14 protein-coding genes are annotated in these 14,595 nt (G+C 31.9%); 3 read left to right on the top strand and 11 right to left on the bottom strand.

Features of this window, described 5'->3' with window-relative positions; genetic code table 11:
• Positions 1 to 607: 607 nt before the first annotated feature.
• The 3 genes from perR to bcp all read right to left on the bottom strand — a co-directional run bounded on the left by perR (position 608) and on the right by bcp (position 2,571).
• Positions 608 to 1,063, bottom strand: coding sequence for a peroxide-responsive transcriptional repressor PerR (gene perR, locus JVU85_RS13730; protein WP_002509717.1), 456 nt, complete (start codon positions 1,061 to 1,063; stop codon positions 608 to 610).
• Between the two features lie 95 nt (positions 1,064 to 1,158).
• Positions 1,159 to 2,109: a phosphoglycerate dehydrogenase gene (locus tag JVU85_RS13725; RefSeq protein WP_142019545.1), complete on the bottom strand. Its 951-nt coding sequence runs from the start codon at positions 2,107 to 2,109 to the stop codon at positions 1,159 to 1,161.
• 6 nt (positions 2,110 to 2,115) lie between these two features.
• A complete protein-coding gene (gene bcp / locus JVU85_RS13720; RefSeq protein ID WP_142019544.1) occupies positions 2,116 to 2,571 on the bottom strand; it encodes a thioredoxin-dependent thiol peroxidase in 456 nt (151 codons plus the stop codon).
• A gap of 80 nt (positions 2,572 to 2,651) precedes the next feature.
• On the opposite strand from bcp, the gene JVU85_RS13715 reads away from it, so the two are divergent.
• Both JVU85_RS13715 and JVU85_RS13710 read left to right on the top strand, forming a co-directional pair.
• The gene (locus JVU85_RS13715; RefSeq protein WP_142019543.1) at positions 2,652 to 3,941 is read left to right on the top strand and encodes a glutamate-1-semialdehyde 2,1-aminomutase; all 1,290 of its coding nucleotides are present in this window, start codon (positions 2,652 to 2,654) and stop codon (positions 3,939 to 3,941) included.
• Positions 3,942 to 4,009: 68 nt separating this feature from the next.
• Complete coding sequence (locus JVU85_RS13710) at positions 4,010 to 5,104, top strand: FUSC family protein (protein WP_204171887.1); 1,095 nt, start codon at positions 4,010 to 4,012, stop codon at positions 5,102 to 5,104.
• Positions 5,105 to 5,145: 41 nt separating this feature from the next.
• On the opposite strand, the gene JVU85_RS13705 is transcribed toward JVU85_RS13710, so the two are convergent.
• The 3 genes from JVU85_RS13705 to mutY form a co-directional block, all read right to left on the bottom strand.
• Complete coding sequence (locus tag JVU85_RS13705) at positions 5,146 to 6,882, bottom strand: ABC transporter ATP-binding protein (RefSeq protein ID WP_002509982.1); 1,737 nt, start codon at positions 6,880 to 6,882, stop codon at positions 5,146 to 5,148.
• Between the two features lie 213 nt (positions 6,883 to 7,095).
• Positions 7,096 to 7,638 carry a nucleoside tri-diphosphate phosphatase gene (ntdP, locus tag JVU85_RS13700; RefSeq protein WP_002509981.1) on the bottom strand — a complete coding sequence of 181 codons (543 nt, stop codon included), beginning with the start codon at positions 7,636 to 7,638 and terminating at the stop codon, positions 7,096 to 7,098.
• Positions 7,639 to 7,711: 73 nt separating this feature from the next.
• A complete protein-coding gene (gene mutY / locus JVU85_RS13695) occupies positions 7,712 to 8,752 on the bottom strand; it encodes an A/G-specific adenine glycosylase (protein ID WP_204171888.1) in 1,041 nt (346 codons plus the stop codon).
• Positions 8,753 to 8,872: 120 nt separating this feature from the next.
• Here mutY and JVU85_RS13690 point away from each other — a divergent pair, with 120 nt between their 5' ends.
• The gene (locus JVU85_RS13690; RefSeq protein ID WP_002509979.1) at positions 8,873 to 9,850 is read left to right on the top strand and encodes a metal-dependent hydrolase; all 978 of its coding nucleotides are present in this window, start codon (positions 8,873 to 8,875) and stop codon (positions 9,848 to 9,850) included.
• A 34-nt stretch (positions 9,851 to 9,884) separates the two neighbouring features.
• Here JVU85_RS13690 and JVU85_RS13685 read toward each other — a convergent pair whose 3' ends face one another.
• The 5 genes from JVU85_RS13685 to sgtB form a co-directional block, all read right to left on the bottom strand.
• Positions 9,885 to 10,727, bottom strand: coding sequence for a sugar ABC transporter permease (locus JVU85_RS13685; protein WP_204171889.1), 843 nt, complete (start codon positions 10,725 to 10,727; stop codon positions 9,885 to 9,887).
• 9 nt (positions 10,728 to 10,736) lie between these two features.
• Positions 10,737 to 12,269: an ATP-binding cassette domain-containing protein gene (locus JVU85_RS13680; protein ID WP_002509977.1), complete on the bottom strand. Its 1,533-nt coding sequence runs from the start codon at positions 12,267 to 12,269 to the stop codon at positions 10,737 to 10,739.
• 14 nt (positions 12,270 to 12,283) lie between these two features.
• On the bottom strand, positions 12,284 to 12,598 hold the full coding sequence (locus JVU85_RS13675; RefSeq protein WP_002509976.1) for a YfhH family protein: 315 nt from the start codon (positions 12,596 to 12,598) through the stop codon (positions 12,284 to 12,286).
• Entirely contained in the window at positions 12,576 to 13,394 is an 819-nt protein-coding gene (gene recX, locus JVU85_RS13670; protein ID WP_002509975.1) for a recombination regulator RecX, read from the bottom strand. Before recX ends, JVU85_RS13675 begins: the two co-directional genes overlap by 23 nt.
• A gap of 213 nt (positions 13,395 to 13,607) precedes the next feature.
• Positions 13,608 to 14,414, bottom strand: coding sequence for a monofunctional peptidoglycan glycosyltransferase SgtB (gene sgtB, locus JVU85_RS13665; RefSeq protein WP_002509974.1), 807 nt, complete (start codon positions 14,412 to 14,414; stop codon positions 13,608 to 13,610).
• Positions 14,415 to 14,595: the final 181 nt, after the last annotated feature.

Here is a 14,595-nt window from a genome sequence, read left to right as displayed (position 1 = left end):
GCCGCCAGCGTTCATCCTGAGCCAGGATCAAACTCTCCATAAAAAATTATGATGTTTGATTAGCTCATAAAATACTACTTTGTGTGTTATCTCTAACACGTTTAAACCAACGATCTTGTCGTTGCGTTTGGAATTAACGTTGACATATTGCGATTCAGTTTTCAATGTTCATTTATTGCGTTACAAGAATTTATTTTAACATTAAGTTTTTGTTAAGTCAACAATAAATTTATTTTTTATTTTTTAAATTTTTGTTTGTTTCTTAACTCAACATTTAATATTTTATAACGTTCAGTTCGTTTTCACAAGTACCAAATTTACACTTTGTAAATTTATTTAATGTTTTGAACTGTTCGTCGGTGCGTCTTGTTTTGACGACTTTTATATAATATCAAGATTACAATAGAACGTCAATCGATTTCCTTATTAAATTATGTTTAATATTACTATAACTATTACGTATTATTTTTAAAATGTATATATTTGTATTATTGTGTAAATTTCACAGCCTACTGTTTATTACATTTCACATCTATTGTTACTATTGTAGTATTTAGCTATAAGCAACAAAAAAAGAGAAGTGATTTTATCACCTCTCTTTTATTATTTATTTTTCTTCTTCATTTTGACATGCTTTGCATACACCATAAATTTCCATGCGATGATGCGATACATTAAATTCAGTTACGTGTTGGGCTAATTGTTCAACTTCATCTAGTTGAGGATAGTGAAAGTCCACAATCTTACCACACTTTTCGCAAATCACATGGTAATGATTATGTGTACTAAAATCAAACCTACTTGATGAATCTCCATAAGTTAATTCTTTTACTATACCGATATCTTTAAAAACACGTAAGTTATTATATATTGTAGCAACACTTATATTAGGAAAATCAGGTGAAAGTGCTTGGTATATTTCGTCGGCTGTCGGATGTGTTTCTGCTGAAATTAAAAATTTCAGTATTGCTTGTCTTTGTGGCGTAATTCTGATGCCTGCTGTTCTCAACGAAGCAATCGAATCTTCTAGCTGATGTTCGATAGTTTCCATTTCTGCACTCATTTTCCTCACCATCTTTCTATTTAATAATTATTATTACTTAATATTAATATAACTGTTAGGCACGCACAATGTCAATATTATTCCTTTATTCCTTATTAATATCCTTTTTTCAGATCTACTTGATTCTCAATTATTTTTCCATAATTGAGAAAATATTGTAAATTCTTTTTAAATATCTCTGTTATATCTTCAGCATTCTCTGTACCGTTACCAGTAATATGTGCTGTAAGTGTTACATTATCTAATTCATATAATTTATCATTTGCTGATAATGGCTCTTGCTCAAAAACGTCAAGGTAGGCATGTCTAATTAGTTTTTGCTCTAAGACATCAATTAATACCTCATGTTTTACAATTGTTCCTCGTCCAACATTCATAAACAGCGTATGGTCATTCATTATTTCAAAGTGTTCTTTTGTTAATAGATGTATTGTCTCTGAAGTTTCTGGTAGACAGTTAACGACGATGTCAGCTGTAGTTAATGCTTGTTCCAATTCCGTTATTGGATAGACATAGTCAATGTAATCTTCTGTCTTGCCTGTAGTATTAACCCCTAAAACTTTCATATCTAATGCCTGAGCTACTTTGGCTGTTTTTTGAGCAATGCTACCCGTTCCGATGAAGAGTATACTTTCTCCATTTAATCGTTTACCGGTTAACTTAGAATCGTATTTATGCTGTTGTTGATTAATATAGGAAGTTCTCATTTTTTTATAGTCTGCCAATAAGTAACCTATAATAAACTCTGACATTTGTTTAGCATGTACACCTTTACCGTTTGTCACTACTATTTCATTCTTACTTAAATAGTCTAGTGGTAATTTATTCACTCCAGTTGAGTACCATGCCAACCATTTAAGGTTTGGACATTCTTGTAAGAAAGTTTCATCCAAGCTACTATCATGACCAAATAATATATCTAATGTTTTCCTATCATTGATAGAAATTGCAGATACACCTTCTGTAAAGACAAAGTCCACGGTCGGAAAAGTATCAATAAGTACTTCTTCCATTTGCCCTAACCGCTTCAAACTCACTGCCTTCATATTGACTCACCCCAAAATTGTTTTAAGCTCTTCCATTTGTGTTTTAACTTTTACTTTTTCAATAACATCTATAATGATACCTTCTTCGTCTATTATAAATGTAGTTCTGACAATTCCCATTGATTCTTTACCAAATGAATTTTTAAGTTGATAAACACCAACGGCATTCGCAAGTTGATAATCTTCGTCTACGAGTAAATCAAAATTTAAATGATGTTTATTGATAAAATTTTGGTGTTTCTTTTTAGAATCCGCACTTATGCCGTACACTTTGACATCAAGATCATTGAAATCTTCAATATTATCTCTAAAATCACATGCTTCTGTTGTACATGTAGGCGTATTATCTCGAGGATAGAAATATAATATTGCCTTACTTCCTTTTAATGTTTCATTAGAAACGAGTTCTCCATCTTGATTTTCTAATTCAAATTGTGGAAATTGATCTCCTTTTTGTAACATAGACTCACCTATTTCTTCATATTATTAATTTTATGATACGATAATAGACGAAAATATTAAATTAAAAGAGGTTGATATTAATGAAATTCACTGAAAGTGAAAAACTTCAGCAGTTTTCTAATGATTATATTTTAGGTGGTGTTAACTCACCTTCTCGTTCTTACAAAGCTGTGGGTGGCGGTGCACCTGTAGTAATGCAAGAAGGACAAGGTGCTTATTTAATCGATGAGGACGGCAATAAATATATTGACTATTTACAAGCATATGGTCCCATTATTACTGGTCATGCGCATCCTCACATCACAAAAGCTATTCAAGAACAAGCTGCTAAAGGGGTACTATATGGTACACCAACTAGATTAGAAATTGATTTTGCAAAAAAACTACGTGAAGCTATCCCTTCTTTAGAAAAAATCCGCTTTGTGAACTCTGGAACGGAAGCTGTAATGACAACTATTCGTGTCGCACGTGCCTATACTAAGCGTAATAAAATTATTAAATTTGCTGGACAATACCATGGTCATTCAGATCTTGTGTTAGTCGCAGCTGGTAGCGGCCCTTCACAACTTGGCTCTCCAGATTCAGCTGGTGTACCAGAAAGTGTAGCAAAAGAAGTAATAACAGTACCATATAATGATCTTGATGCATATAAAGAAGCAATTGATTATTGGGGTGATGAGGTAGCATGTGTATTAGTAGAACCAATAGTCGGTAACTTCGGTATGGTCGAACCTCAACCAGGATTTTTAGAAGAAGTAAATAAAATTTCTCATGATAATGGCACACTCGTAATATATGATGAAGTTATTACCGCTTTTCGTTTCCATTACGGTGCAGCACAAGATTTATATCAAGTATATCCAGATTTAACTGCTTTTGGAAAAATTGTCGGTGGTGGCTTGCCAATCGGTGGTTATGGTGGCAGACAAGATATTATGGAACAAGTAGCGCCATTAGGTCCAGCTTACCAGGCAGGAACTATGGCCGGTAACCCTCTATCAATGAAAGCCGGTATAGCCTTATTAGAAGTTTTAGAACAAGATGGTGTTTATGATAAACTATCCCAATTAGGACAACGTCTAGAAAACGGGTTAAATGAACTTATTACTAAACATGGTATAACTGCTACGGTAAATAGAGTATATGGTGCACTAACACTCTATTTCACAGACGAAAAGGTTACCCATTACGATCAAGCCGAAAACTCAGACGGTGAAGCATTTGCACAATTTTTCAAATTGATGTTACACCAAGGCATTAATTTAGCTCCTTCTAAATTTGAAGCATGGTTCTTAACTACAGAACATACTGAAGATGATATAGATACAACGTTAAAAGCTGTCGATAATGCATTTAGTCAAATGAAATAAACTTGAATTTTCTTGCTAATCATTGTATAAATAGTGTAATTAAATATTTTTTAAAGGAGCGGTAATTCTTGAAATTAGGAGCTCGTATTATAAAAACAGGTATATCAATTATACTTGCTTTGGCTATCGCTTCTTTATTACCTGATGAAGCTGGTTTAAAAGCAGTCGCCGGTGTCAGTGCTGTAGTCGCTATGCAGCCTAGCGTATATCGCTCTATCAAAACGGTATCTGAACAAGCTATCGGTAATGTGATTGGCGCTATTTTATCCGTAGCCATGGTCACGGTATTTGGCAATAACTTTATCATTATGGGTGTAACTGTCATTTTACTTATCGCTATTTTATTTAGATTTAATTTAGCTCATGTTGCAACATTAGCAAGTGTAACCGCACTTATTATTATGGGACAGCACACTGGTGACTTCTATGTATCTGCTTTTTTCAGATTTGTTCTTGTTATGATTGGTGTACTTAGTTCTTCTTTAGTCAATTTTGTATTCTTACCACCAAAATTCGAATCAAAAATTTATTACAATGCACTAAATATTTCGACAGATATTTTTGTATGGTTAAAATTGGTCTTAAATGATACGTCTGAATATCATCACATTAAAGAAGATAGAAGCCTAATCAGTAACCGCATTAGCAAACTGGAGCAAACTTTCGGGTATTATGAAGAAGAGAAACCATTAATGAAAAAACATGCATTCGCGCAAAACCGCAAAAAAATACTCTTTAAAGAAGTAGTTCGAAGCACCAAACAAGCCTATGAAGTTTTAAAACGTATGAATCGCTATGAAAATGATCTTTATAATTTAAGTAATGATTTGCTGTTACAAATAAAGTTAGAAATAGATAGTTTAACATCATTTCATGAACAAATATTTATCAGTTTATCTAAAAAAGCACGTTATGATGCGAGTATTAGTGATACACAAATTGAAAATCCTCAAAAGAAAAACTTAATGGATGCTTTTCAAAAAGAAATCATTAAAAACCCATATCAAACTGCATATTCGTTTGCTAATATTATGCAAATTGTTTCCGCTATCGAAGAATATCGATATAGCTTAGAGCATTTAGATAGATTACGTATAAGTTTCTTTTCATATCATCGAAGTGACGATGAAATAGAGCTTATCGATGAAGACTTTGATTTATAATAAAAAGACCTCTGATAATTCAGAGGTCTTTTTATTATCTGTTATAAATTTTGGATACTAAATAAGTGTTCATAAGCACCTTGTTTAGCCAATAATTCTTGATGCGTACCTGTTTCAACAATATGACCATTTTGCATAACTACAATTTTATCTGCATGGGTAATAGTAGATAAGCGATGCGCTACAATAAGCGTTGTCCGATTTTCACTTAATACATTCAATGCATCTTGTATAATCGCTTCACTTTCCAAGTCTAAAGCACTAGTCGCTTCGTCTAAAATAATAATAGGTGGATTATTTAAAAAGATTCTCGCAATAGATACACGTTGTTTTTGACCACCTGAAAGTTTTACTCCTCTTTCACCAACTTCTGTATCGTAACCTTTAGGCAGATTCATTATAAAATCATGCGCGTTAGCCATTTTAGCCGCTTCAATCACATCTTCCTCAGAAGCATCAGGTTTCCCTAATAGTATATTTTCTTTAATAGTATCTGAGAATAAAATATTGTCTTGTTGCACTAATCCAATTTGATGTCTTAAGCTACCTGTTAAATAAGATTTAATATTCACACCATCAATGTCAATACTACCTGATGTTGTATCATAAAAACGTGGTATTAAATTAATCAATGTTGATTTGCCGCCACCACTCATACCTACGAAAGCGATGGTTTCACCTTGTTTGATGTCTAAGTTAATATTTTCCAACACCATAGCTTCATCATGATTATATTTGAAACTTACATTATTAAGTTGAATATTACCATGTTTAATTTCTAATGGTTGTGCACCCTTTTTATTTTTAATATCGTAATCTTCATCAATAAGTTGGAATACACGGTCCATAGATGCAAAACTTTGCGTCAATGTCGTAAATGATGATACCAATCTACGTAAAGGACCAAAAAGTTGTTCTAGGTAACCAACAAATGCTGCCAATGTTCCGACAGTAATCGAACCTGTAATTGCTAAATAAGCACCCACACCAATTACAATAAGCGGTCCAATATCAGTTACAGTATTAATAGCTGAAAAAGAATAAGCATTCCATCGTGTATGTTTAAAAGCTCGATCTAAAAAATGCACATTTCGTTTATCAAAGTTTTGAGCTTCATTATCTTCGATAGCAAAACTTTTAATAACTGGCATTCCTTGTACACGTTCATGTAAAAATCCTTGAACTTCAGCTAATGCTTGTGATCTTTTACGTGTTAATTTTCTTAAACGACCAAAGAAGTAATAGACCGTCAGAATGTAAAATGGGAAAATAACTATCGCTGCTAACGTCAATTTCACATCAAGCACAAACATAATGGATAACGCGATTAAAATCGTTATACAATCTAACCAAATATTCATTAGCCCAGTTAATATGAAATCTTTAGTTTGCTCTACGTCATTTATCACACGAGAGATAACTTGTCCTACTTGATTATTAGCATAAAATCTAGAACTCAGTGCTTGTAAGTGATCGTATAATTTTTTACGAATATCATATAAGATTTTGTTACTTGTCCATTGTGCTAAATATTGTCTTAAATATTCTATTGGTGGTCTGACAATAACAAAAATGAAAATCGCAATGCCCATTGCAATTCCAAGTCTTATAAATTTCTCATCATTGGTAATAGCATTATTGTTAATAACATCATCAATCACAAATTTAATTAACAATGGTATTAACATCGGTATACCAAATTTAATAATACCAATAAGAATAGTTGCAATGATTCGCCATTTATATGGTTTCACAAATTCTAAATATCTGCGAATCATGATGCGTTTCCCCCCTCTAGTAAAAGTAACAAACGAAACAGCCAAGTTGAATATTTCCAACTAGGCTGCCTCTAATATGTCATAAGTATAAAAGCATTGTTGTTACACCTAATATTACTTATCTATTTCAAATAATAATTAATATTATTGTACAAAGTATATGAATACTTATAACACTATAAATGATTTTCACTTTAAATACACTATTTATGCTTAATAGTTTCTTACTTTTTTGTAACGCTCTCTCCAAACTTTAATAAAGTCTGGTGCAAAAGGACCTTTCTTCTGTTCTATCCATTGTTGTAGAATATCTACATTTCTTCTTAATATCTTATCAATATCAGATGAATAGTTCATTTGGTTCATATGTTGTTCATACTCATCTTCATCTAGCAAATGATATTTACCGTTTGGATACACTTTAATATCTAAATCATAATCTATATATTTCAATGCCTCTTCATCACAAACAAATGGTGATGATAAATTACAATAATAATAAATACCATCTTCTCTAAACATACAAATAACATTAAACCAAAATTCTGAATGAAAATATACAATTGCTGGTTCACGTGTAATCCAGGTTCTCCCATCACTTTCTGTAACAAGTGTATGGTCATTCCCTCCAATAATTACATGATCCGTACCTTTTAATATAGTAGTTTCAGACCATACACGATGTATATTGCCATCGTGTTTATAACTTTGAATCTTTATAGTCTGACCTTCTTTAGGTATGGACTCTTTTACCATGCTCCACACCACCTTAACTTAATTTCACAATTCAGATTATAACATAAGTATCATTAAGTCAGCGAAATAATCGCTATTCTCTCAAAAACTGATAAATTTTAGTCATACTAACAGGAAAGTTATAATTATCTTTTTGGTTTAAATCTAGCCATTCCATATCTTCCGTTAATGTTATATCTTGTTTACGGACAATGTCTGTTGCTTCAAAAACTTTAATATCCCAAGTTAAATGTGTGAATTGATGCTTTAATTGATAACTTGATTGCTTGTAGAAATTAATATTTACGCCTATGTCACTCTCTAAACTGTGCTCATCTTCTATATCATACATCGGAAATTGCCACATATTATTTAATAAGTTTGCTTTACGTTTAGTAATTAAGTATTCGTTGAATTCATTTTTTACTAAATATACATGTTGTTTGATAACTTTCTTTTTAACTTTCGTTGTTTTAACTGGTAAATCCGCTACAGTTCCTTGTTCAAAAGCTTCGCAATGTTCTTGTACTGGACAAAATAAACATAAAGGTGCTTTAGGTGTACATATCATAGCTCCTAATTCCATCATTGCTTGGTTAAAATCACCTGCGCTTTGTTGTACGTAAGGTGCTAATTCCGCTTCATAGGCTTTTCTTGTCGTTTGTAATTTTGTATCACGTGTATCGTTATTCAATCGTGACCAAACTCTAAACACATTGCCATCCACAGTTGCGAGTGGCTGATCAAAGGCAATACTCATAACTGCTGCTTGTGTATATGGCCCAACACCTTTTAATGCTCCAAACGTTTTAGGATCCATTGGCACCTCACTATTATGATTTTGGTGTACATCTCGTATTGCGGTATGGAAATTACGCGCTCTACTATAGTAACCTAGTCCTTCCCATAATTTTAGCACTTCATCTTCATGTGCTTCGCTTAAATCACGAATTGTAGGAAAACGAGCTATAAATCTTAAATAATAATCGATTACCGTTTTAACTTGTGTTTGCTGTAGCATAACTTCGCTCAGCCAAATATAGTACGGATTTTTAGTTTCTCTCCAAGGCATAGCTCGTTGTTCTGTATCAAACCATTGCAATAGATTGTTTTTGAATCGTTTTTCGTTATACATAAAACACAACTCTTTCTCTAGTTTAAAATTAATTAAAATCAATAGTTTAGCTTTTTGTTATTCATTACGATGAATTATAATATATAATAGTAAGAAATATGTATGAAATGAGTGACTTATATGGATACAGGTACACATATCGTCATGGGGATTGGCTTAACAGCACTAGCAACTCAAGACCCAGCCATGGCAGGGTCATTTGCAGCTACTGCCACAACACTAGTCGCTGGATCCCTAATACCAGATAGCGATACCGTTTTTAAATTGAAAGATAATGCCACTTATATATCAAACCATAGAGGCATTACACATTCAATACCTTTCACTATTTTATGGCCTCTACTTATCACATTACTTGTTTTTACATTTTCTAGTAATGTTGATGCTACTCATGTTTGGTTATGGGCACAACTCGCGGTATTTTTACATGTTTTTGTAGATATTTTTAATTCATATGGTACTCAGGCACTACGGCCAATAACCAATAAATGGATTCAACTAAGCGTGATAAATACATTTGATCCAATTATATTTATCTTATGGTGTCTTGGTATCGTAGTATGGGGAATGGGAGTACATCCATATTGGGCTTTTTTCCCAATCTTTTTAATTTTGGTGATTTATTATATCATTCGTTTTAAAATGCAAAAAGCTATTAGACAAACTGCGTTACGCCAAATCAAACAAGAACACAATTTAGTAAAAGTTTTTGTGGCTCCTACAATCAGATTTATGGAGTGGCGAGTTGCTATTCAAACAGATGTGTATGATTATGTAGGAAGAAGTTATGGTAGAAACGTAGTATTTAGCGAAAAAGTAAAACGCCATTCATTACCAAGTAATAATTTAATGGATTACGTTAAACATGATAAAAATGTTAAAACTTTCCTTAATTTTTCTTCAATTTACCGCTGGGAAACTAAACATTTAGCTGATGGTAGCATGGAAATTCGATTAATAGATTTACGATATTTAAAAAATGGCCACTATTCCTTTGTTGCGATTGTCCTTCTCGATAAAGAAATGACAATTCAGCATTCTTATATAGGTTGGGTCTTTAGTGAAGATAAACTACAACGTAAATTATTTGCAAAATAAAAAGGTTATGCGTCTATATTGACGCATAGCCTTTTTAATCTGTTGATGTTTCTGAAGTCGTTACTTTGTCATTTGAACTAACATCTTCTTTTGTTGTGTTTTGTTCAACTTTATATCGAAAATTATATTTCACATGCGCCACCTTACGCTTTAATGCATAAGCCAACACACATAATATGCCGATTACAAAGTAAAAGTAAAAATGATATGGCACATTGTTTAAACTTATTGCCCCAAACACTACAGATTGAGCCACACCTTCTACAACATAAAATACCGGGTTTAACATTAAAATATGCATTAAAATCGAAGGCTTTGTAGTCGGTATAAAAATAATTGGAACTATAAAAAATGTAATTGCAGTACAAATATAAAACAACGTATCTAATTTGAACATTAAAACAGTAATAAGTCCCATAATAATTGATATTACGCTAATTAAAATTCCTGCCATAATTACAAAATATAAAGTCGTTATAAATGAACTTTCTATATTTATTGGCGTACTAAATATAAATATAACTAGTAAAATTAATAATAATATACACCACACTATCGTATTAATAATTATTTCTACTATAGGAGAAATGTTGAACATTTTACCAGTGTAATAAACTCTAACGTAGCGTTTATAATTCAAATAAATGGCTACTCCTACATATCCAAATGTCACAAATGCAGATAGCCTAAAGAACCATCTTGCTTGTAGTAAATCCTCGGTATTATTAATGTTAAAAATTACCATTAATACTAACAATAAGAGCAAACTACATATAAAAGGAACCACTAACCATTTCCATTGTCTCTTTTGATACGAGAGTGCACTGTTGATTAAATTAGGAATTTTTTTATTATAATTTATTAATTTATCTATCATCCTTTGCACCTACAATTCAATATAAATCCATTTATTATTTGTTAAATCTGCCATAAAATATCCGTCGCCTGATTTTACGATCCATAATTTAGTATCAATATCAAATTTATCCTTTAATTTTTCTTCATTTTTTATCGGATAAACGAAACCAGTTAAATTATTATTGTCATTAAACACCATTGAAATTGGCTGAGACACTATAGGTACAACAAAACGGTTATCTTTATTATTTTCAGGCACCAATGTATCTGTGACTTTACTATGTTTTTTATGTAAGTGGCTATTAAAATATTCATAGTAATTAATATAGTTTTTTTGCATATATGGTGCTAACTCTTTCGCATCATGAGATTCAAATAAACCTGCTGGGTCAAAATATCTGACATCACCTTTTTTTAATTTGTAGTTTTTATTATCAATCACAATGCGATATGCTTTAGAACTTTCCCCTGTAATTGTCAAAAAACTATACGGCTTTAATTTAACTTCGTCTTTATGTCCAATTCCTGTTGCTGTAACTGATTGCTCTAAGACAATACCATATGCAAGTTTTTCTTCAATTGGATCCTTTTTTTGGTTTTGAATAGTTTCTTGATTAATACTTTGAGCAAATTGGAGTCTACCAACGTCATTAAACATTAATAATGCCATAAAGACAGCAGCTACAATAAAACTAATTAATAATGTCCAAAAACGAGTTATGGCTAGTGGCGGTTTAGCATGTTTATAACGTTCGACCCTTTTGAAATTATAAGTAAGTTCAGGCATCTTCGTACGATTCTTTTTCCAATCGACATCAAAATTGGCAATTTCTTCATCTGTTTGTAACGATAACCTATCTTTCTCGTGATCCCTAAATGCTGGAATAACCTGGTTTACTGATCCTTCCATGCGCAATTGTCCGTGGGAAATCCATGCAATATAATTACTAGTTTGTGCAATTTTATCGACATCATCATCAATCATAATAATAGTTTGATTATTTTTTATGTATTCATCTGTTAATGCAATGGCTTTCTCTACAAAATCATCTTTTAAATGTGTTAAAACTTGATTGAAAATAATAACATCAGCCTGCGATGTACGCGCTAAAGTAAAGAGGAGTTGTGCATATTCACCTTTAGTTAAGGTTTGAATAGTTTCTTCAGCATGTGTAGCAACACCTGCATATTGCATAATTTGATCTGCTTTATGATTGGAGATTTTATATGGGAAAAGCTGAAGTGTTTCAGCTACAAACTCTGATACTGTAATGTGCTGTAATTTACGGTCTTCAACATCTGCAAAAAAGATTGGTTTTTTACTATTAATCTTTCCTTTATCAGGTTTTATTTCACCACTTAAAATACGACCTATCAACGATTTTGATGCACCTGGCTCACCAATTATTCCTAATGCTTCACCTTGATAAATATGTAATGAGATATTATTTAATTCAATGTCATCAGCACCATATCCAAAAGGTTTATACCACTTCTTAGACTTCTTATTTCTATAGTAATGTGTTACATTCAGTAACTTTAAAATAATTGAGCTGCCCATCTATCTTCATCCTTCTACAATTTTAATAATGCTACAGGTAATCCTTCTTCCGGTTCGCTACTATTGATTCTAAAGCCCCACGCAAAGACTCCTTTTAAACGTTCAACTTTAAAATAATTGTTGCTTCCATCGTTTAATTTATATATTTTGCCGAGTTCAATTTTAGTTCTGTCTACTAAGTAACTTTCTGCTATAATCACTTTACTTTGGTAAACATCATACTCATTGTATATACCGTTCATTTCGGCTTTTCTCATCTTTTCTTTATACCCTTGGATTTCATGACGTAACTCAGGTTCACTCATTTCACTCAATTTCTTCTGTTCCATCTGTGATACCACTCTCTTCTAGTTTACTTTTAATTTTATCATATTTATAGCCTTTTCTCATAAGAGCTTCTATAGTTTTCATAATGACTTTTTGACCATCATATTTTCTTCGATTTTTATTATAGACCTTCTCTAATTCACCTTGCAATAAATTGTCTAGCGTTTCTTCAGTTGTGTTAAAATCAAGTTCATTCAATATTGTTGAAATCGTATCGAATGTATAGCCTTTTTGTAACATCGATTGAGTTAATTTCTCTTTCTGTTTTACGATAGGTCCTTTTTTCTGGTTAATAATCTTTTGAGCCGTTTTGACAATGTTCTCTATAGGTTGTTGCTGCGTATATAAATCTGTATAGCTATCAATTATCGATGTTTCAATGCCTGCCTGATATAATTTTTGTTTATATACTTCTGGACCTTTATCAGTTGTTTGAATCATCGTATTTTTTAAGCTCTCTGCATAATCTTCATGATCAATTAAGCGTTCGTCATAACAATATGCTATAACTTGCGCTACGACGCTTTCAGCAATTTCTTGCTTTATTAAATATTGACTTACTTCTTTTTCAGTTCGTTTACGATAGGAAATATATTGAATTGCTAAATTAACACCTTGCCTGTATTGCTCATATTGTTGAATTTGTTGCATCGTAGCAGCATCAACATCATCATCCTTTTTCAAATTAAAATAGACCAACGTATTAATATCAATACCCATTTCGAAAGTATCGTCTAAAAATAAATTAAAGCGTTCTTTGTTTTTCTTTTGTACTTCTATTTTCGTAATTTTCGGCATTATTCTCACTCCACTTTCTTAGCATAACGCATATATCTTGCTTTTGGAATTATAGTGATATCAAAAAAGCGGCACAGTAATCAAATCTTTATCAATTTGACTGCTATACCGCTCAAATACAAAATCGTTTATGTTAATTTAATCAAAAGCTACTCGATTATTTGATACATTGTCATATCTATATTTTTAATGTTGTTTGTCATAGATATTCCTTTATACTCCTAATTGTTGGATAGCCTCTTGATATTGTGAATCTGTAATAAAATCTTGTTGCTTCATTTTTTCTAAGGTTACCTTCACCCTATTGGTGAAATTATCGGACATATCATTTATGTCATATACACTTGGTGCATTAATTTTACTAGCTAATATCGCACTTTGCAAAACTGATATTTGAGGCAAGTTAACGTTATTTTCATCTGTTGTAGTGCCGAAATAATGGTTAGCTGCACCTTCAATAGTATATTGATTACTACCAAAGTAAATGTTATTAACATAGAAGCTTAAAATTTCATCTTTACTATATTGTTTTTCAACACGATGTGCTACAAATAATTCTTTTATTTTCCTCGTGAGTGTTTGTTCATTATCATAGTAATAATTTTTTACTACTTGCTGTGTAATCGTACTACCGCCTTGCACATTACGATCACTAATTGTCGTGAACAATGCTCTAGAAGTACCTTTTACATCAAATCCACTATGTTTGAAAAAGCGTTCATCTTCAAGAGCCACAAATGCTCCTTTTGTATAATCAGGCATATTGTCTACTGGCACATAAGTAGATTTATCTTCAATTGCAGTTAAATCTTCGACATCTGCGCGCAAAGACAACATATACATTGCCCCTACAAACAGCCCTAATAAAATAATTAGTGTAAGCAATATCGTTGTAACTAAACTTTTGCTTTTTTTCTTTTTCTTGTTTTTTTTAATCGGTTCAAAATATGTGTTATGGTAAGGCATATTAGAAACTGGTTTATCTTTTGACTTGTTCTTAACGCGTTCGCTTCTTTTCATGCACTGACTCCTTTACTAAACTCACCTTATTATATGTGAGTTTACCAATACTTTGTAGTATTATCTACATATTCTTTGAAAAATCAGACCAAGGGTGTATAACCGAGTCATCAATCAGACGCATTGTTAACAAAAGGGAGTGGGACAGAAATCTGATTTTGAAAAATGATTTCGTCGTCCC

Origin of the sequence: Staphylococcus sp. GDY8P72P, from assembly GCF_016890655.1 — a bacterium.
GTDB lineage: Bacteria > Bacillota > Bacilli > Staphylococcales > Staphylococcaceae > Staphylococcus > Staphylococcus arlettae.
This window is presented reverse-complemented; position numbering and strand designations above follow the sequence as displayed.